The sequence below is a fragment of the Mitsuaria sp. 7 genome (assembly GCF_001653795.1).
Taxonomy (GTDB): Bacteria; Pseudomonadota; Gammaproteobacteria; order Burkholderiales; family Burkholderiaceae_C; genus Roseateles.
This window is the reverse complement of the sequence record NZ_CP011514.1, coordinates 3,870,799-3,889,803: the sequence shown is the minus strand read 5'-3', so window position 1 is coordinate 3,889,803 and position 19,005 is coordinate 3,870,799. Positions and strand designations below refer to the sequence as shown.

The 19,005-nt window shown below is 68.6% G+C and carries 14 protein-coding genes; 6 read left to right on the top strand and 8 right to left on the bottom strand.

Annotation, left to right across the window (positions count from 1 at the left end; translation table 11 throughout):
- Nucleotides 1-151: 151 nt before the first annotated feature.
- The gene (locus ABE85_RS17030; RefSeq protein ID WP_067270535.1) at nt 152-1,264 is read left to right on the top strand and encodes an IS481 family transposase; all 1,113 of its coding nucleotides are present in this window, start codon (nt 152-154) and stop codon (nt 1,262-1,264) included.
- 122 nt (nt 1,265-1,386) lie between these two features.
- On the opposite strand, the gene ABE85_RS28785 is transcribed toward ABE85_RS17030, so the two are convergent.
- From ABE85_RS28785 to ABE85_RS17010, 4 genes are all read right to left on the bottom strand, one after another.
- Nucleotides 1,387-3,321 carry a methyl-accepting chemotaxis protein gene (locus tag ABE85_RS28785; protein WP_067277173.1) on the bottom strand — a complete coding sequence of 645 codons (1,935 nt, stop codon included), beginning with the start codon at nt 3,319-3,321 and terminating at the stop codon, nt 1,387-1,389.
- Between the two features lie 292 nt (nt 3,322-3,613).
- Nucleotides 3,614-4,618, bottom strand: coding sequence for a tripartite tricarboxylate transporter substrate binding protein (locus ABE85_RS17020; RefSeq protein WP_067277170.1), 1,005 nt, complete (start codon nt 4,616-4,618; stop codon nt 3,614-3,616).
- A 74-nt stretch (nt 4,619-4,692) separates the two neighbouring features.
- Nucleotides 4,693-5,226, bottom strand: a complete 534-nt coding sequence (locus ABE85_RS17015; protein WP_067277167.1) for a hypothetical protein — start codon at nt 5,224-5,226, stop codon at nt 4,693-4,695.
- A 421-nt stretch (nt 5,227-5,647) separates the two neighbouring features.
- Entirely contained in the window at nt 5,648-7,684 is a 2,037-nt protein-coding gene (locus tag ABE85_RS17010) for a M13 family metallopeptidase (protein ID WP_067277163.1), read from the bottom strand.
- Between the two features lie 414 nt (nt 7,685-8,098).
- On the opposite strand from ABE85_RS17010, the gene ABE85_RS17005 reads away from it, so the two are divergent.
- From ABE85_RS17005 to ubiE, 3 genes are all read left to right on the top strand, one after another.
- The gene (locus tag ABE85_RS17005; protein WP_067277160.1) at nt 8,099-9,904 is read left to right on the top strand and encodes a S8 family peptidase; all 1,806 of its coding nucleotides are present in this window, start codon (nt 8,099-8,101) and stop codon (nt 9,902-9,904) included.
- A gap of 200 nt (nt 9,905-10,104) precedes the next feature.
- Nucleotides 10,105-10,539: a gamma-butyrobetaine hydroxylase-like domain-containing protein gene (locus tag ABE85_RS17000; protein ID WP_067277157.1), complete on the top strand. Its 435-nt coding sequence runs from the start codon at nt 10,105-10,107 to the stop codon at nt 10,537-10,539.
- A 55-nt stretch (nt 10,540-10,594) separates the two neighbouring features.
- On the top strand, nt 10,595-11,326 hold the full coding sequence (ubiE, locus tag ABE85_RS16995; protein WP_067277154.1) for a bifunctional demethylmenaquinone methyltransferase/2-methoxy-6-polyprenyl-1,4-benzoquinol methylase UbiE: 732 nt from the start codon (nt 10,595-10,597) through the stop codon (nt 11,324-11,326).
- Nucleotides 11,327-11,415: 89 nt separating this feature from the next.
- Here ubiE and ABE85_RS16990 read toward each other — a convergent pair whose 3' ends face one another.
- Nucleotides 11,416-11,670 (bottom strand): hypothetical protein, encoded by a 255-nt coding sequence (locus tag ABE85_RS16990; protein ID WP_067277151.1) that lies wholly within the window; start codon nt 11,668-11,670, stop codon nt 11,416-11,418.
- A 58-nt stretch (nt 11,671-11,728) separates the two neighbouring features.
- On the bottom strand, nt 11,729-12,793 hold the full coding sequence (locus tag ABE85_RS16985; protein WP_067277149.1) for a flavodoxin family protein: 1,065 nt from the start codon (nt 12,791-12,793) through the stop codon (nt 11,729-11,731).
- Between the two features lie 390 nt (nt 12,794-13,183).
- Here ABE85_RS16985 and ABE85_RS28035 point away from each other — a divergent pair, with 390 nt between their 5' ends.
- Both ABE85_RS28035 and ABE85_RS28030 read left to right on the top strand, forming a co-directional pair.
- Nucleotides 13,184-13,909, top strand: coding sequence for a PEP-CTERM sorting domain-containing protein (locus tag ABE85_RS28035; protein WP_067277146.1), 726 nt, complete (start codon nt 13,184-13,186; stop codon nt 13,907-13,909).
- A 23-nt stretch (nt 13,910-13,932) separates the two neighbouring features.
- Nucleotides 13,933-16,401: a CehA/McbA family metallohydrolase gene (locus ABE85_RS28030; RefSeq protein WP_067277145.1), complete on the top strand. Its 2,469-nt coding sequence runs from the start codon at nt 13,933-13,935 to the stop codon at nt 16,399-16,401.
- 152 nt (nt 16,402-16,553) lie between these two features.
- Here ABE85_RS28030 and ABE85_RS16970 read toward each other — a convergent pair whose 3' ends face one another.
- Together ABE85_RS16970 and ABE85_RS16965 are read right to left on the bottom strand one after the other, a co-directional pair.
- On the bottom strand, nt 16,554-18,059 hold the full coding sequence (locus tag ABE85_RS16970) for an efflux transporter outer membrane subunit (protein ID WP_067277141.1): 1,506 nt from the start codon (nt 18,057-18,059) through the stop codon (nt 16,554-16,556).
- Nucleotides 18,056-18,940, bottom strand: a complete 885-nt coding sequence (locus ABE85_RS16965; protein WP_067277139.1) for an HlyD family secretion protein — start codon at nt 18,938-18,940, stop codon at nt 18,056-18,058. The genes ABE85_RS16970 and ABE85_RS16965 overlap by 4 nt, the downstream gene beginning before the upstream one ends.
- Between the last annotated feature and the right edge of the window lie 65 nt (nt 18,941-19,005).

Sequence of the window (19,005 nt, the reverse complement as noted above, 5' to 3'; positions counted from 1 at the left end):
GTAAGAAGGGCGGCCTCTCGCTGGCGCGAAGAGGTAGGCAGGGCGCCGGGGTGGCTCCCTCTCCCGCTTGCTGTATGGACCGAGGACATAGGTAACAGGCGTGCCAGGACATGGGTGACACTTTTCCCGCCTAGTCAGCGGGAGGACGAAGTTGCCCTGGAGCCAAGACACCGTGAAGGATCAACGAGAGGAATTTGTTCGACTGGCCCGACAGCCTGGCGCCAATATCAGCGAGCTATGTCGACGCAGCGGGATCAGCCGCAAGACAGGCTACAAGTGGCTCAGCCGAGACGATCTCGAGGATCGATCTCGGCGACCACACACCTCGCCGACTCGTACGCCCGAACAGCTGCAGGCGCAGGTGCTTGCAGTGCGGGCCGAATGTTCTGCTTGGGGCGGTCGCAAGATCGCGAAGGTGCTGGCGCGCGATCATGGTGTGCACGTAGCAGCCAGCACAGCCAACTGGGTGCTGCGCCGAAACGGCCTGATCGACCCGGCAGCAAGCCAGGCCGCGACGGCATGGCAGCGCTTCGAGCACGAGACGCCCAATGCACTGTGGCAGATGGACTTCAAGGGCCACTTCGCCACCGACACTGAGCGCTGCCATCCGCTGACCGTGCTGGACGATCACTCGCGCTTCAACATCGTGCTGCAAGCGCTGAGTAACGAGCGGCTAGAGTCCGTGCAGCCGGTGCTGCAGCGCGCCTTTGAGCGCTATGGGCTGCCTGAGCGCATCAACGCCGACAACGGTCCGCCCTGGGGCTCGCCGACGCGCGGAGCACTCACCGAGCTGGGCGTCTGGCTGATTCGCTTGGGAGTGCGGTTGAGCCACAGCCGACCGATGCATCCTCAGACCAACGGCAAGGACGAGCGATTCCATCGCACCCTGAAAGCCGAGTTGCTGGCCAGTCGGCACTTCAAGGACCTGGACGATGCCCAGCACCACTTCATCCAGTGGCGGCATCTGTACAACGCCAAGCGCCCGCATCAAGCGCTGGGCATGGACACGCCAGCCAGCCGCTACGCGGCCAGCCCGCGCTCGATGCCAAGCTCTTTGCGGCCCGTCGAATATGGCGATGGCGCCATCGTGCGCCGGGTCGGATACGGTGGACGGATCGCCTTCAAAGGCAACACCTACCGCGTCGGCAGAGGCCTCATCGGCCAGCCTGTAGCCCTACGACCTCACCTGGATCTTGATGGCAGCTTCGATGTCTTCTTCTGCCATCAAAAAGTACGCATGATTGACCTGTGCCAGGCTGACTAACCTGGACCTGACCTGTTACCCATGTCCTGGCACACCTGTCACCCATGTCCTCGGTCCATACAGCTTGCGGGAGAGGGCAGGGGTGAGGGCCAGCGGCGGTGGAAGTACCTCCGCCTCGCGGATCAGACCCTGAACTGCCCGACCTGCGCCACCAGCCGATGCGCCTGCTCCCGCAGGCTCTCCGCGGCGGCGGTGCTTTCCTCGACCAGCGCGGCGTTCTGCTGCGTGCCCTGGTCGAGCTGCGCGACGGCGCCGTTGATGCGGGTGACGCCCTGCGACTGCTCGCGCGAGGCGGTGGAGATCTCTCCGATGATGTCGGTCACGCGCTTCACGCTGGTGACGATGTCGCGCATGGCGTCGCCGGTATCGCCGACGAGCTTGGCGCCGGACTCCACGCGCTCGCCGCTGGCGGTGATCAGGCCCTTGATCTGCTTGGCGGCTTCCGCGCTGCGCTGGGCGAGGTGACGGACCTCGGCGGCGACGACGGCAAAGCCGCGTCCCTGCTCACCGGCACGCGCGGCCTCGACCGCGGCGTTCAGCGCCAGGATGTTCGTCTGGAACGCGATGGAGTCGATCGTGCCGATGATGTCCCCGATCTGGCGGCTGGCCGCGGAGATCGCATCCATCGTGGTGACGACCTGGGCGACGACATTGCCGCCACGCTGCGCGGCGCGATCGGACTCGCCCACGAGCTGATGGGCCTGCGCGGCCGACGCCGCGGTCTGGCTCATGGAGCTGGCCAGTTCCTCCAGCGCGGAAGCGGTCTCCTGCAGGTGGCTGGCCGATTGCTCGGTCCGTGCCGACAGGTCGCGGCTGCCGGCGGCGACTTCCGCCGACGCGGTGCCGATGGAATCGCTGGCCTGGCGCACCTCGTTGATGGTGCGCGAGAGCTGCAGCCGCATGCGCTCGACGCCCGCGGCCAGGGCCCCGAGGTCGTCCTGCTGACGCACGACCACCGGCCGGGTCAGATCGCCGGCCGCGACGGCGGCGACGGCTTCGTTCAGGTCCGCCAGCGGTTGCCCGACCCAGCGTCCCAGCATCCAGGTCACGCCCAGTCCCAGCAGCACGACGGACGCGAGGATCAGGCCCCACAGCACCCACAGCGTGGTGTTGTGCGCCGCCAGCGCCTGCGCGCGCGAGGCCTCGGCGACGACCCACCAGCCTGTGGCCTGCGACTTGCGCGCCACGGCGAACGCATCCTTGTAGTTGTCGCCGTAGACGGCCTGGACCTTTTCCAGCACGCCGTCCTGATCTTCGGTGAGCGTCTTGACGTACTGCTCGGCCTGGTCGGCCGGCATCACTTCCGACAGCTTCTTGCCCTGCGAGCGCGGATGCGCGCGCAGCAGCGCGTCGGCCGGCGTCTTGCCCGGATCGAGCAGGTACAGCCCGCCGGTCTCGTAGAGCTTGACCGCGTCGGCCATCTTCACCAGTTCCTGCTGCAGACCGCGCATGTCGAAGCCGATGAACAGGATGCCCACGACCTTGCCGCCGGCGTCCTTGATCGGCGAGTAGCGCGTCATGTAGGGCACCTTGAACAGCGTCGCCGGACCCACGTAGGTATCGCCCGCCGAGAGCTTGCCGTAGGCGGCGCCGGCGCGGTCCAGCGTCGTGCCGACGGCGCGCGAGCCGTCTTCCTTCTTCAGCGAGGTGGTGATGCGGATGAAGTCGTCCGTGCCCTTGCGCGCGAAGATCGTCGCCACGCCGCCGGTGCGGCGGGTGAAGCGGTCGACCGCGTCGAAGTTGCCGTTGAGCTTCTGGCCGTTGAAGGCCAGTTCGCCGTCCCCATCCAGCGTGAAGGCGCCGCCTTCGAAGTCGCCGGCGAGCACGTCGTACAGCCGGTTGGCCGAATCCCGCGCCGTGCGGTCCAGGGCGTCCGCGACGCGCGCCACCGACGCCGCTTCCGCCGACATGTAGTCCAGCGTGCGTTGCTGCGCCTGATTGGTGAGCACCCAGGACAGGGCGCCGCAGATGACGATCAGGAGCACCGCAATCGCGGCACTGGACCAGATGGAGACGCGACGGGCCACCGTCGCGCGCACGGCATTGTTGTTGTTCATGACCGGACGGCTCCGCGATGAGGCGGAACGGGAGTGATGGGGGAGGTCTCCTAGCGCGTCGTTGTCGTTTTGTCTTTGCGCCTGATCAAACTGTATTGCGTATGACAGTCCATCGGTTCGTTTCGCCTACCGCCCTTCAAGGGATAACCCGGGGCTATTTCACGCTCACCGGAAGTAATCGGTGGGGCGTCCTCCGGAGGAGGACAGCGCTATCAGTGGACGATCGGGCGACCGACCGGGCGGTCGGGATCTGCGATATATCCACGGGAATACGGCGCAGCCCCCAGCAGGCTCATTCGGCCGAGATCCCGCGGCTGCGGATGAGGGCATGCCACTTCTGCGTCTCGGCCTGGATGAAACGAGCCAGCGAGGGGGCGTCTCCGGGCGCGACCTCGAGGCCGAAGTCCTCCAGCTTCGCTTTCAGCTCCGGCTGCGTGAGCGCCTTTCCCAACTCCGCGCTCAGGCGCGTGACGATCGCATCGGGCGTGCCCTTCGGGACGAACAGGCCTTGCCAGGCGCTGACCTCCACGCCGGTCACGCCGGTCTCGTCGAAGCTGGGCACGTCGGGCAGCGCGGCGATGCGTCTGGGCGCGAGCACCGCCAGCGCCTTCAGCTTGCCGGCGCGCAGATGGGGCAGGGCGGCGGCGGTGTCGAGGATGCCCATGGGCACGACGCCCGCGATCAGATCCTGCGTCGCGAACGACGTGCCGCGATAGGGCACATGGACGATGTAGCTGTTGGTGCGGTCCTTCAGCAGCTCCATCGCCAGGTGGTGCGGGCTGCCCACGCCGGGCGAGGCGTAGCTGTACTTGCCGGGCCTGGCCTTGATGGTCTCCAGCCATTGCTTGGCGGAACTGAAGCCGGCGTTGGGATTGACCACCAGCAGCAGCAGCGGGAAGCGGGCCATGAAGCCGACCGGCGCGAAGTCCGCCGGCGAGTAGGGCAGCTTCTTGTAGAGCGCGCTGTTGAAGACCATCGCGCCGTTGTCGCCGGTGAGGATCGTGTAGCCGTCCGGCGGCGACTTGGCGGCGTTGTCGGTACCGATGATGCCCGCCGCGCCGGGCTTGTTGTCGATGATCAGCGTCTGCCCCAGCGCCTTGCCGAGCACCGGCGCCAGCTGACGTGCGAGGAAATCGGACCCGCCGCCCGCCGGGTAGGCGACCACCCATCGGACCGGCTTGGACGGCCAGGTGTCCGCGCGCGCCGCGGCGGGCCAGCCGAGCGCACCGGCCGTGGCGCCCAGGGCGCCCGTGATCAGCAGGGAACGGCGTGCGGCATCGGTGGAGCGGACGGGCATGGATGGGGTCTCCGGGTTGTCGTGCCGGCCATCGTAGCCAGCACTCCGCGGAGTCCCCTCCCGGAACAACCCGATCAGCGCCCGTCGACCATCGCCGCGCTGGCTGCGCCGACCGCCGAGCCCGCCGCCGGCGGCGCCATCTCGAGCAGCGCGATGCGGCCGCCCATGTCGTCGCGAGCGTCTTCATTGCGGAACGACACCTGCATCACGTAGAGCGTGTCGCGCGCCGCGCCCTGGCACTGCAGCGCGCGCACGGCGCGGCGCAGCGCGGTGCGGTAGGCGAGGGGACCGCGGTCCTGCACCTCGCTGATGACGTTGCCGTTCAGACGGAAGCTGACCGTGGAGAGGCCTTCCTTGCCTTCGAAGAACTGGACGCGGCTCAGGCGATCGTCGAGCGCCTTGTCGACGCCGGGGCAGGTGGCGCGCACGTCGGTGCGCGGGATCTCGCCGGGACGGCGGCCGGAGATCTCGACGCGCTGCAGGTCGTCCGGCGCGGCTTGAGCGGCGCCGGCGGTCATGACGGCGAAGACGGCGCCGACGGTGATGCGGGAGGCCGCGCGGAGGAAGTCCGTGCGAACGAGGCGGGAGGGGCGGGTGGTGGCGTGCATGTCGTGCTCCTGTGGGCTGAGGAACCGTCGCGACCCGCATCACGGTGGCGGAACGCTCGGTCTTTTTTCAGCGTAGGCAGGACGAGGGCATCGCCCAAGCGGCGCGCGACCAAGCGTCGAAGCCGGGGGGCGGAGCGCCGGAAAAGCGCGACGAAACGCACGTCGTCGCGACGGGCCGTGAATCGACTTTCCCCAGTATCCATCGGGTCGAAAGTCATGCATGACTCCCGTCGGAGCGGCGCATGACGATGCGATGACAAGACCTGACCCCGGGTGTGAGGCGGCTGGCCCATGACTTCCGCGCGACCGTCCCGAAAGGCACGGGTCCTGAATGGCACGGGGCCTGCCGCGCCTCACGGCGGGCAGGCCCCGAAGTGCCCCAAAGGCCGCGGCGGGGTCTCGCCGCGGCGGGTTCGGCGCGTCACCAGACCTTGATCGGATCCGCCGCGACCATCGCATCGCCGCCCTTGCAGCTGAAGGCCTTGGCGAACTCCGGCATGTTGGACATCGGCGCCAGCACGCGGTACTTGCCCGGCGAATGCGGATCGGTGCGCAGCTGGTTCAGCAGCGCCGCTTCGCGCGCCTTGTTGCGCCACACCATGGCGTTGGAGAGGAAGAAGCGCTGCTCGGGGGTGAAGCCGTCGATCTTGTCGGTCTTCCCGGTGCGGCGCAGCGCGTTCTGCAGGGCGTCGAAGGCGATCGGCATGCCGGCCATGTCGGAGATGTTCTCGCCCAGCGTCAGCCGGCCGTTGATGTGCGTGCCCTTGACCGGCTCGTAGCTCTCGTAGAGCGCCACGACGCGGTCCGCGCGCGCCTTGTAGTTCTCGGCGTCGGAGGCGGTCCACCAGTCGTTGAGGCTGCCGATGCTGTCGAACTGCCGGCCGCGGTCGTCGAAGTGGTGGACGATCTCGTGCCCGATCACCATGCCGATGCCGCCGTAGTTGACGGCGTCGTCGGCCTTCGCGTCGAAGAAGGGCGGCTGCAGGATGCCGGCCGGGAAGGTGATCTCGTTGAGGCCGCCCGCCTGCGCGTTCACGATGTAGGGCGACATGGTCCAGCGCGTGCGGTCGCTCGGGCGGTCCAGGTCCTTGATCTGCTCGCCGTGGAACCAGGCCGCGGCGCGCAGCTGGTTGCCGGCGAAGTCCTTCGGGTCCAGCGTCATGCCCTCGTACTTCGGCCAGGTCTCGGGTGCGCCGATCTTGGGCTGCATCGCCTCCAACTTCTCCAGCGCCTTCACCTTGGTCTCGGGGCTCATCCACGCCAGGTTCTGGATGCGCGTCTTCATCGCGGCCTTGACGTCGCCGATGAGCAGCGTCGCGCGGCGCTGCGCTTCCGGCGAGAAGGCCTTGGACACGAACAGCTCGCCCAGCGCCAGTCCCAGCGGGCTGCCGCCGGTGCGGCCGCCGATCAGCTGGATGACCTCTTCGTTGCGCGGCATCGGCTGCTCCAGGCCGGTGATGGCCACGCCGCGATAGTCGAAGTCGGCCTCGGCGAAGGCCTTCGGCAGGCGGGCGGCGCTGTTCTCCAGCACCCGCACCCGCAGGTAGGTCTGCCACGTGGCGAGCGGGACCTTCTCCGCCATCTGCCCGACGCGCGCCAGGAACTCGGGTTGCGCGACGATCAGCCGTTCGACGCCGCCGGCGCGCGTGTCGCTGCGCGTCAGCGCCTTCAGGTAACCGTCCCAGGCCAGCCCCGGCGCCTTGCCATTGAGTTCGGGCGTGGTCATCGGGTTGTAGACCTTGAGCGGATCGCGCAGCTGCGCGCGCGGCGTCGTCGCATCGGCGAGCTGCGACTCGAAGGCGATCAGCGCGTCGATCGTTGCCGGTGTGGCGTCGAAGCCGGCCGACGACAGCAGCCGCTGCGCATACAGCCGGTAGGCGGCGCGCAACTTCTTGGCGATGTCGGTGTCCTTGAAGTAGTCGTCGCGGTCCGGCAGGCCCAGGCCCGACTGGCCCAGCGTCAGCACGTTCACGCGGGTGTTCTTGACGTCGGCGCGCACGGAGGCGCCCACCGGCGCGGCGATGCCCACGCGGCCGAGCTGTGCCAGCGCGAAGGGCAGATCCTCCGCCGACTTCATCGAGGCGACGCGGTCCAGCAGCGGCTTGACCGGCTTGAGACCCTGGGCCTCGACGGCGGCCCGGTCCATGCCGCTGGCGTAGTAGGCGGCGACCTGCTTCAGCCCCGGCGACTTCTGCAGCGCCGGCTTGGCCAGCAACTCCGCCAGCGCGTCGCTCAGCAGCCGGTCGTTGGCCACGCGCAGCGCGTCGAAGCTGCCGATGCGGGTGCGGTCGGCCGGCAGCTCCGTGCGAGCGACCCACGGGCCGTTCACATAGTCATAGAAGTCAGCACAAGGCTGCACGTCGGGCGAGAAGCTCGCGACGTCCAGCGCGCGGGCCGGCATGGCGGCCAGGGCCAGGGTGGAGGCCGCTGCGGCGGCAATCAGGCGTAGTGGGAACATGGTTATTTGTCACCAATGTGTGGTGAAAACGACAAGGCGCACAGGCTAATCCAGCCCCTGCGCCCCCGCCATCCGAGGCGTCCCGCGCATGGCTTCCGGCACCCCGGGCACGCCGTTCGCGCGGGCTCGCAAACGGCGCGCAAACCTTACGAATCAGCGCGTTAGGCGTAAGAAATGGGCGATTGACAGATCAAAGTCTGCGTTTTGACACAAAAAGGTTATAGGGGTATTCCTTCCTGTTAACCCTTTCAGGTGGGTCGGTTGTCGCCCGACTGTCTTCCTACACTGCATCGCACGCCAATCGAGTTGGGTCGGATGGCGTGCCCCACCGGAGGTGCCAACGCGCCAGGGTGTCGGGGCTTTGCAGGCGCCGGTGAACCCGGCGGCTATCGAGAAACTCTGGAGATGACAAGCATGTTGCGATTGAACAAGCTCAGCCTCGCGCTGGCTGTGGGTCTCGTCACGATGGGCGCCGCCCAGGCTGGCGTGTCGTCGGTGGACATCGACAAGGCCCCGCGGCAACTGAGCGAACAGACCGATCGTCTGATCGTGAAATACAAGGACGGCAGCACCGTCGTGCAAGGGCGCCTGGGCGCCGCGATCCAGGCGCAAACGGTGGCGAGCGACGCCATCGGCGCCCGTACCGAGCGCCTGCAGCAACTGGCCGCCCCGCTGGGCACCCGCCTGTCGCTGGTGCGCCAGATGGGCACCGGCGCCCACGTGTTCAAGCTGGACCGCCGGCTGAACCTGCAGGAACTGCGCGAGCTGGGCGACCGGATCAAGTCGCAGGACGCCAACGTCGAGTACGTCGAGCCCGACCGCAAGATGCACGCGCTGTTCGTGCCGAACGACAGCAGCTACGGCTCGCAATGGGACCTGTCCGACAGCGTCGGCGGCATCCGCGCGCCGGCCGCCTGGGACCAGGCGACCGGCACCGGCGTCGTGGTGGCGGTCATCGACACCGGCTACCGGCCGCACGCGGACCTGTCCGGCCAGATCGTCGCGGGCTACGACATGATCGTGGACACCACCGTCTCGGTGGACGGCAACGGCCGTGACAGCGACCCGAGCGATCCCGGCGACTTCAACGCCGCCAACGAATGCCAGGCCGGCGATCCGGCCGCCACCTCGAGCTGGCACGGCACGCACGTGGCCGGCACGATCGCGGCCAAGACCAACAACAACCTGGGCGTGGCGGGCATCGCCTTCAACGCCAAGGTCCAGCCCATCCGCGTGCTGGGCAAGTGCGGCGGCTACACCTCCGACATCGCCGACGGCATGACCTGGGCCTCGGGCGGCAGCGTCTCCGGCCTGCCGGCCAACGCGACGCCGGCCAAGGTCCTGAACCTGTCGCTGGGCGGCGGCGGCGCCTGCGACACCACGACGCAGACGGCGATCAACGGCGCCCGCTCGCGCGGCGCCAGCATCATCGTCGCGGCCGGCAACGAGAACCAGAACGCCTCCAACTCCAGCCCGGCGAACTGCTCGGGCGTGGTGGTGGTCGCGGCGACGGACCGCTACGGCGCCCGCGCGTACTACTCGAACTACGGCGCCATCGTGACGCTGGCCGCACCGGGCGGCGACGTCCGCTCCAGCGCCAGCAACGGCATCCTGTCGACCTTGAACAACGGCACCAGCACGCCGGGCGCCGACAGCTACGCCTACTACCAGGGCACCTCGATGGCCACGCCGCACGTGGCGGGCGTCGCGGCGCTGCTGTACAGCGCCAAGCCCACGGCCACGCCGGACGAGATCACGGCCGCGCTGAAGAACAGCGCCCGTGCCTTCCCCGGCACCTGCAGCCAGTGCGGTTCCGGCCTGCTGGACGCGAACGCGGCGATCACCGCGATCAAGGGCGGCGGCGGTGGCGGCACGATCCCCGAGGTCGAGTCCAACAACACCCGCGCCACGGCGCAGGTGATCAACGCGCCGATCAAGGTGACGGGCAGCCTGTCGACGTCCGACACCAACGACTACTTCAAGATCACGCTGCCCGCGGGCAAGACGCTCAGCGCCAGCCTGGCACCGGCCAGCGGCAAGGACTTCGACCTGCAACTGCAGAACAGCAGCGGCGGGCAGCTGAAGATCAGCGAGAACGGCGCCGGCGCCGTCGACAGCTTCACGTACACGAACAGCGGATCGTCCTCGATCGTCGTGTACGTCCGGGCTTATTACTACTCGGGCACCAGCGGGACGTACTCGCTGACCCTGGGCTGGTAATGACCCCGCAAGGACTTGCCACTCTCCTCGTTTGGTAAGCCGGGTGCCTCGGGCCCGAACGGGGCTCCCGTTGAATCCCGCCAGTGAAAGCTGGCGGGATTTTTTTTGCCCGTGCCGGTCAAAGCCGCGCTGGCGTCCACCGGTGGAGCAGGCCGCTACACTGCCTCCCTCACTTTCCCACGCGCGTCGCGCGCGTTTTCATGGCCGGTCTCGCCCCCAATTCACCGCTCCCCACCGACATCGTCGCGCACCAGCAGTCCAGGGTGCTGGAGCTCGCCTTCACCGACGGCGCGCGTTTCCGCATCCCGTTCGAGCTGATGCGCGTGCGCAGCCCGTCGGCGGAAGTGCAGGGCCACGGCCCGGGGCAGGAAACGCTGCAGACCGGCAAGCGCGAGGTGACCATCGTCGCGATCGAGCAGGTCGGCCATTACGCGCTGAAGCCGACCTTCTCCGACGGTCACGAGAGCGGTCTGTTCACCTGGGCGTATCTGTACGAGCTCGGCCGCGACCAGGACCGCCTGATGCGCGAGTACGAAGCGCAGCTGGCGGCGGCCGGCCTGGACCGCGACGCCCCGATGGCGGCGAAGGGCTCGGGCGGCCATTCGCACGGCGGCGGCAGCTGCAGCAGCCATTGATCGATCCCGCGCGGCGATCGCCTTCCGACGCGCCCCTCTTCAGCAGGACCCCACCATGAGCTCCACCCATTTCGGCTTCGAATCCGTCGACGAGACCGCCAAGGCCAAGCGCGTGCGCGGCGTGTTCGATTCGGTCGCTTCGCGCTACGACGTCATGAACGACCTGATGTCGATGGGGATGCATCGCGCCTGGAAGCTGTACACGCTGGCCGTGGCCAACCTCAAGCCGGGCGACCGGGTGCTGGACATCGCCGGCGGGACCGGCGACATGGCGCGGCTGTTCGCGAAGAAGGTCGGCGAGCGCGGCATGGTCGTGCACACCGACATCAACGAGGCCATGCTGCGCACCGGCCGCGAGCGCCTGATCGACGAAGGCCTGGTCCTGCCGACCAACCTCTGCGACGCCGAGGCGCTGCCCTACAAGGACGGCTCGTTCGACCTCGTTTGCGTGGCCTTCGGCCTGCGCAACATGACGCACAAGGACCAGGCGCTGGCCGAGATGAACCGCGTGCTGCGCCCGGGCGGCCGCCTGCTGGTGCTTGAGTTTTCCCAGGTCGCGGAGCCGCTGCGCAAGCCTTACGACTGGTACTCCTTCAAGATCCTGCCCCGCATCGGCTCGCTGATCGCGGGCGACGCCGAGAGCTACCGCTACCTGGCCGAGTCGATCCGCATGCATCCGCCGCAGGCCGAACTCAAGGCCATGATGAAGACGGCCGGCTTCGGCCACGTGGACGTGCACAACCTGACCGGCGGCGTCGTGGCGCTGCACGCGGGCATCAAGTGCTGAGCGACGGCAAGGCCTGACCCCGCGCGCCAGGAAACAGGGCCCCGAAAGGGGCCCTGGCTCATTGGGGAACGGACATCAGCGGACCGGCGTCAGCAGGGCGCCTTCCACTCCCGGAGTTCGGTGGCGAGGATCGGATGACCGTCCTGCTCGGCGCGGCGGGCGAGTTCGTCGACGTTGCCGTCGGTGACGAACTCATGGCCCACGCCCTTCACGAGCTGGCCGTAGACGCTGTCGAGATCGTCGGAATCGACGTCGGTATCGGAGGTCGGGAACGGCGGCGTGTCGGCCGGCAGTTCCGGGCGGAGTTGGTGCGTTGCACTGGCGTGGGAAGGGGAATGGGCCATCGGAGCGCTCCTTGAGGGATGAGTCGAGGGGAGGTCGTACGGAATGGCGAAGCCGTCGTCACTTCGGGCGGACGGCCTTGCGATTGGAACGGGGCAGCTTTCCCTCCCGCAACTGCTTGACCGCGTCGCCGACGAGGTCGGCCACCAGGCGAACCTCGTTCTGGAGGGCCTCGTCGCGGTCCAGCGCCTCGTGGCTGTTGAAGTAGGGCTCGAAGTAGCCGATGTAGCGGTCGAGTTGGGAGAGGTTGCCGGCGTCGACCAGGCCCATCCAGTCCAGCCAGTCGCCGAGGTTGCGCCGCTGCGCTTCCACGCCGGCCACGTCGCCGTGCACCACCAGGCCATAGGTGCGGCCCTCGAGGTGCTTGGGATAGTCCCAGCCTTGCTCCTCGATCGCCTTGGCTTCCTCGACCTTCTTGCCGTGGGTCGAGGTCGGATCGGGATTGCCGCCGTCGGCGCAGACCAGGCGGTCGATCATCAGCTTCAGGGCGCTGGGCGACTGGTACCAGTAGGTCGGGGTCAACAGGATCACGCCGTGGGCGGACACCCAGCGCTCGTAGATCTCGTTCATCCAGTCGCTGGACTGGTCGAGCGCGTGATTCGGATAGCAGCTGCAGGGCCAGTGGCAGAGCGGCATGGCGGTCGACACGCAGCCCTTGCAGGGATGGATCTGGCGCCCGTACTCGGAGGTGATGAGGCTCAGGTCCAGCACGTCGACGATCACGTCGTGACGGCTGAGCTGCTCCTTGGCGATCTGCGTCATGCGCCAGGTCTTGGACATCTCGCCCGGGCAGGTGCCGTCGTTGCGGTCGCTGCCGCAGACGAGCAGCACGCGCGAGCGGGTCGCGGGATCGCTCCAGCGCTGCTGGGCCATCTTGAGGCGCTGATGCGTGTCCAGCCACTCGACCGCGACCTCATACGACGGATCCTTGAAGCCATTGCCGGCGGGTCGCGTGACCGGTGCCTTGCGGCCTTCCTTCATCGCCTCGAAGGCGATGGTCTCCAGCCGCGCAATGGCCTCGTGCTCGACCCGGTAGGCCGGGTCCTGGAAGCGACGCATGTAGCGCTCGTGGAATTGCTCGCGGGTCAGCTCCGCGGGCTGCTGGCCCTTGCGGATCACGGTCATCGGCGGCCTCTCGGGTGGCGGTAGACACAGTATTCGGGCGACCGTCGCGGAGGGCCGTCAGACGGAGACGGGTTTCGTTGGTGGTCTGGTCCTACGCCTCACTATCCAGACCGCGGCAGGGACATCCAGCGTGGTGCAGGGCGCACCCACACCGCCGTTTCCGCCCCATCCCGAACCCCCACCGTGCGGCTCACCCCCTCAAACGCGGGGTGCGGCATTCCCGCCTCCGGGCTTCCCCGCAACCTGCTTGTCACGAAGCGACCCTACGCTCCGCCCGTTCCTTTACGTGCGTGAAGTCAAGCGCACAACATCACGCATTTGCCGCCAAAGTTTTGCCGTAAACGTTTGCGCAAACTTTTGGTTCAACGATAGACAGTCCGAGGGGTCGCCATGAAACTCAAATCCTTCCTGCTCGCCGCAGGTCTCCTGCTCACCGGCCTCGCCCAGGCCGACACCGTCGCGCTCTGGAGCTACTCCGCCGACCGCAACGGCGTGTTCTCCACGAAGCCCACCTACACCGACAACGGCAACGCGTCCTTCGACGCGCTGGGCGTCAGCACCACCTTCGTCAGCCAGTCCGGCTCGTCGGACACCACCGCCGGCTCCCAGGCGCTGAACACCGCCGGCTACGCCGCGCAAGGCACCGGCGACCGCACGACCGGCGTGCGCTTCTCCATCGACACCACCGGCTTCCAGGACATCGTCCTGACCTTCGACCAGCGCAACAGCGCCACGGCCTCGTCCTGGACCGCCCTGCAGTACACCCTCGACGGTGAGAACTGGATCGAGGCCACCACCTTCCGCATGCTGCGCGACAGCGTCTTCGTGAAGGGCCTGGGCTTCGACTTCTCCGACATCGCCGGCGTCGACAACAACGCCAACTTCGCGGTGCAACTGGTCAGCATGTTCGCGCCCGGCACGCAGGCCTACAGCGCCACCGGCGCCACGAGCAACTACGGCACCGCCGGCACCATCCGCTACGACATGGTGCAGTTCGTCGGCGCGCTGATCCCCGAGGTCGACGTGCCGGAAGTGCCCGAGCCCGCCTCGATCGCGCTGACCCTGGTCGCGCTCGGCGCGATGGGCGTGAGCATCCGCCGCCGCAAGCAAGCCTGAACAACGTCGAGGAGCACACCCCCATGAACTTCCGCACCCTGTTCCCCCTGTCCGGACGCGCCGTGCTGCGCGTCACCACGCTGAGCGCCATGGCCGTCGTGCTGACCGCCTGCGGCGGCGGCCTCAACGGCGAGAAGTCGCAGACGCAGCAGCAGGCGGCCACGCCTGATGACCGCGCGACCGCGCTGACCGCTGATCCCTCGGCCAAGTACCCCGACCACCACGAGTTCGATGCCGCGCTCGACGTGCCGTTCACCGGCGCCGAAGCCACCGGCGCGCGCGAGTTCGCCGTCCACCTCGACTACGTCGGCGCGCCCGCCGGCACGCTGCTGGCCTACCGCGTCGAGCTGCGCTCGCCCAAGGGCGTGGTGGTCAAGCGCTGGAGCGGCGTCGAGAAGTACGCCGGCGACGTCAAGACCGTCGCGCTGAACTGGGCTGGCCGCGGCGACGCGAGCCTGCCGGACGGCCTCTACACCGCGACGCTGACGGCGCTGAGCGCCAAGGCCGACGCCGAGCTCAAGAGCACCGGCGGCGACGCGCAATTCGCCGAGATCCTCGCCGCGCAGCAGGCCGGTGCGGACGGCCATGCGGTCGAGCAGAGCTGGACCTTCGCCCTCGGCAAGCCGGCCAAGATCGCGATGGGCACGCTGCGTCCGCTGGCCGCGGGCGCCTCGGGCGAGGCCGACCAGCGCGTGCGCGCGCAGTCGGCGGTGATCGGTGCGGGCTCCTGGCCCTACACCATCTACTACGGCAGCTTCCACGGCCAGACCAACGACTCCGACGGCGGCGGCGCCATCGGCAGCTGCAGCTCCTCGCAGCCGGCGCAGACGGGGGCCTTCGGTCCCGACGCGGCCTTCCCGTACGCCAAGGACGCGGGCCTGGACATCTTCGCCAACACCGACCACAACCACTACTTCGACGGCTCGTCGAGCACCAACACCAGCGGCAGCGCCACCGCGGCCAAGGCGCGCTACCAGCGCGGCCTGCAGATTGCGACCGACTACACCGCGGCCAACGCCGGATTCCTGGCGATGTACGGCATGGAGTGGGGCGTCATCAACAACGGCGGCCACCTGAACATCTTCAACAGCAACGAGCTGTTCTCCTGGGAATACAACGCGCAGAACGAGCTCTTCGGCGACCGCTACATCGCCAAGAACGACTACGCGACGCTGTACTCGGTGATGCGCGCGCAAGGCCTGATCGGCCAGTTCAACCATCCGGACTCCAGCGGCCAGTTCATCATCAACGGCACCGACATGGCCTACAGCGCCGACGGCGACGAGGTGATGGTGATGTCCGAGGTGATGAACACCTCCGCGTTCTCGTCCAACACGACCGAGAGCGAGACCTCGCGCAGTTCGTATGAAGGCTCGTGGAAGAAGCTGCTGGAGCGCGGCTTCCACGTCGCGCCGGCGACCAACCAGGACAACCACTGCGCCAACTGGGGCAAGTCCTACACGAACCGCACCGCGGTGCTGATCCCGACGGGGACGGCGCTGAGCAAGGCCTCGCTGGTCGACGCGCTGAAGGCGCGCCGCGTCTTCGCGACGCTGGACAAGAACTCGCAACTGATCTTCAGCGCCAACGGCAAGATCATGGGCGAGCGCTTCGACAACGCCGGCGCGCTGGCGCTGAACGTCGGGTTCTACAACCCGAACGGCCGCACGGTGGTGCAGACCGAGATCTGGGAAGGCGTCCCCGGCCGCAACGGCACGGTCACGCTGCTGGGCAACAGCCCGACGGCGACGATCACGCCGGCCAACGGCAAGCACTTCTACTACGCCAAGGTCACGCAGGACGACGGCAAGGTGCTGTGGTCCTCGCCGATCTGGGTCAACCAGGGGGCGAGCGGCGGCGACACGACGCCGCCGTCGGTGACGGCCGCGGTGAACGGCACGACCGGCACGATCACGTTCTCCGCCACCGCCAGCGACAACATCGGCGTGACGCAGGTCGAGTTCTGGCTGGACGGCGCGCTGCGCGAGATCGACACCACCTCGCCGTACTCGATCGCGGTCAACTCGACGCAACTGACCAACGGCACGCACAGCCTCGTGGCCAAGGCCTATGACGCGGCCGGCAACACGACGACCTCGGCGCCGGTGAGCTTCACCGTCAACAACGTCGTCGATGCGGCGGACGAAGTCGAGCCCAACAACACGATCGCCGCGGCGAACGCGCTGGGCAGCCGCAACCAGCTGACCGGCTTCATCGGCAGCGCCAGCGACATCGACTTCTTCAAGGTCACGCTGGCCGCCAACCAGCGCCTGCGCGTGGACATGACCGGCCCGACCTCGTCGAGCATCGACTACGACCTGTACGTGGTGAAGTCCACCGGCACGGGCCTGGCGCGCTCGGAAGCGGTCGGCAGCACGGAGTCGCTGACGTACCAGAACGGCGCGACCGCGCAGACGGTCTACATCAAGGTGATGTCGTACACGGGATCGAGCACGACCTCGCCCTACAAGCTGACGATCAGCTATCCCTGATGAAGGAACACGGCCGCTGAGGGGCGGCCGAGGAGGAGGGGCGAGCGCTCCCGCTCTTGCTCCCTCTCCCGCTTGCGGGAGAGGGTGGGGGTGAGGGCCGGCAGCCGGTGAAGTCAGAGGAAGGCGGTCCCGCGAGGGGCCGCCTTTTTTCATCAGCGCGCGGCGTGCGTCGCGGCTCCGGCCTGTTCCGCAGTCGATTCCCAACCGCCGCCCAGCGCGAGGAAGAGCTGGACCTGCTCGTCGATCAGCGTGGCTTCGGAAGCGGCCAACGCTGCATCACTCGCCGCGAGCGCGCGATCGGCATCGAGCGCATCGAGATAACCGACCTTGCCGCCCTGATACAGCCTCCGCGCCTGCCCGGCCACGATCGCGGCCTCATCGCGCGAGGCCTGCAGCGCCGCGCGGCGATCCAGTTCGCGGGCGTACTGGTTGAGGGCGGTCTCGGTCTCGCGCAGCGCGTTCAGCACCGTGCCGTCGAAACGCGCCGCGGCCTGCCGCGTGCCGGCCTCGGCCTGCGCGATCCGCGCGTCGGCGATGCCGTTGTCGGGCAGCGTCCAGGAGATCAGCGGACCGAGGCTCCAGCTCAGCGTGTCGCTCTTGCCGAAGCCCGCGAGCGTGCCCGCCGAGCCGGCCGACAGCCCCAGGCTGATCTTCGGATAACGGTCCGCGATCGCGACGCCGATGCGCGCCGTCGCCGCGTGCAGTTCGCGCTCGGCCTGGCGGATGTCGGGCCGACGGCGCAGCAGCGCGGCACCGTCGCCGACCGGGATCGTGCCGGCCACCTGCGGCGCGACATGGCAGTCGGCCAATTCGCGCGGGAAGTCCTCCGGCAGTTCGCCGGTCAAGGTCGCGAGTCGATACAGCGCCGATTGCCGCTGCGCCAGCAGCGGCGGCAACGCCGCCCGCAGCTGCTGAAGCTGGCTGCGGGCGCGCGCCGCGTCGATCTCGCCGACGCGGCCGGCGTGTTGCAGCCGCTCGGTGACGTCGATCGCCTCGCGCTGCAGGTCGACCGAATGCTGCGCGGACGTGAGTCGCTGGCCCGTCGCGCAGGCTTCCGCATACGCGCGTGCCGTGCCCGCCGCGACGTTCACCTTGACGAGGTCGAGCGCGGCCGCGGCCGCTTCCGTGCTCGCATGCGAGGACTCGATCGCGCGGCGGATCTGGCCGAACAGGTCGAGCTGGTACGACAGACCCACACCGGCGCTGTAGCGGTAGGTGTCGGGCGGCACGTAGTCCTTCTTCAGCATCGAGAGGCCCGACGGGTGGCCGTAGCTCGGGCCGCCATTGACGCTGACGGTCGGCTTCCCGCCGCCCGCGACTTCGGATTCGAGGGCCTGGACGCGCTCGAGGTTCGCGACCGCCTGACGCAGGTCGGTGTTGCGCGCGAGCGCCCGCTCCACCAAGGCATCCAGCCTGGGATCCTGGAACAGCCGCCACCAGTGCGCTGGCAGTGGCGCGGCGTCGAAGGGCGCTGTCGTGCCGTCGACTTGCGCGGTCTCCGCGGCGCGCTGCTGCTCAAGCAACGGCGCGGACGCGCGCGGCTTCAGCGCGGTGGCCTCGGCCGGCATCTGATAGTCGGGGCCCTTCGGCGCTGTCGAGCAGGCCGCGAGCGCCGCCGCCGCGAGCAGCGCCAGGACGGGTCTGATCGCGCGGCTCAAGATTTCACTCCGGCAAGGACCTGCACGGTCACCGTCTGCCCCGCGACGAGCCGCTCGCCCGCCGGCAGCGGATCGAGCTTCACCCGCACCGGCACGCGCTGCGGCAGCCGCACCCAGTTGAAGGTCGGGTTCACGCTGGGCAGCAGGTTGGCGCTGGTGCTGCGGTCTCGGTCGGCGATGCCGGCGGACAGGCTTTCCACGCGGCCCGTCAGCGCGCGGCTCGCGCCCATCGGCTTGACCTCGACGACATCGCCGACGTGGATGCGCGGCAGCTTCGTTTCCTCGAAGTAGCCCTCGACGTAGAGCGAGCCGGCGTCGACGAGCGCGAGCACCGCATGCCCGGCGGTCGCATACGCGCCCTGGCGCAGGTCGAAGTTGGTGATCGTGCCGGCGGACGGCGCGCGGATCTCGGCGCGCGCCAGGTTGAGCCTGGCGCCGTCGACCGCCACCTCGGCCTGCGCGACGGCGGCGCGCGCCTGCTCGGCGCGGCTGCGGGTCTGCTCGCTGGCTTCCTGCGAGACCAGCGTGCCGAGTCCCTTGTTGCGATCGGCCTCGCGCAGCGCTTGCGCCAGCGCGACCTTCTGCGCCGACAGCTGCGCCTGCGACTGCCGCAGCGCAAGCTCGTAGCGCGCGCGGTCGACCTCGAACAGCAGCGCACCCGCGGCGACCTGCTGGTTGTCCTGCACCGGCACGGCGGTGACCAGGCCGGAGACGTCGGGCGCGATCTGCACGACGTTGGCGCGCACGCGGCCGTCGCGGGTCCAGGGCTGGAGTTCGTAGCGGTCCCAGAGCTTGCCGGCGGCCCACAGGGCGCCGCCGACGACGGCCAGGGTGACCGCGATGGAGATCACGCGGCGCAGGGGGAAGGAGGAGGTGTTCATGTCGTCGGGTCCGGACTTCGGGAGAGAGTCATTCGTTGATCGTTTGATGGTCGTTTGAAGGCGAT

Coding starts and splice junctions, on each gene's coding strand:
- ABE85_RS28030 (WP_067277145.1), top strand. CDS start 13,933: ATGAACTTCCGCACCCTGTTCCCCCTGTCCGGACGCGCCGTGCTGCGC.
- ABE85_RS28785 (WP_067277173.1), bottom strand. CDS start 3,321: ATGAACAACAACAATGCCGTGCGCGCGACGGTGGCCCGTCGCGTCTCC.
- ubiE (WP_067277154.1), top strand. CDS start 10,595: ATGAGCTCCACCCATTTCGGCTTCGAATCCGTCGACGAGACCGCCAAG.
- ABE85_RS17000 (WP_067277157.1), top strand. CDS start 10,105: ATGGCCGGTCTCGCCCCCAATTCACCGCTCCCCACCGACATCGTCGCG.
- ABE85_RS17010 (WP_067277163.1), bottom strand. CDS start 7,684: ATGTTCCCACTACGCCTGATTGCCGCCGCAGCGGCCTCCACCCTGGCC.
- ABE85_RS17005 (WP_067277160.1), top strand. CDS start 8,099: ATGTTGCGATTGAACAAGCTCAGCCTCGCGCTGGCTGTGGGTCTCGTC.
- ABE85_RS16965 (WP_067277139.1), bottom strand. CDS start 18,940: ATGAACACCTCCTCCTTCCCCCTGCGCCGCGTGATCTCCATCGCGGTC.
- ABE85_RS17015 (WP_067277167.1), bottom strand. CDS start 5,226: ATGCACGCCACCACCCGCCCCTCCCGCCTCGTTCGCACGGACTTCCTC.
- ABE85_RS16990 (WP_067277151.1), bottom strand. CDS start 11,670: ATGGCCCATTCCCCTTCCCACGCCAGTGCAACGCACCAACTCCGCCCG.
- ABE85_RS17020 (WP_067277170.1), bottom strand. CDS start 4,618: ATGCCCGTCCGCTCCACCGATGCCGCACGCCGTTCCCTGCTGATCACG.
- ABE85_RS28035 (WP_067277146.1), top strand. CDS start 13,184: ATGAAACTCAAATCCTTCCTGCTCGCCGCAGGTCTCCTGCTCACCGGC.
- ABE85_RS16985 (WP_067277149.1), bottom strand. CDS start 12,793: ATGACCGTGATCCGCAAGGGCCAGCAGCCCGCGGAGCTGACCCGCGAG.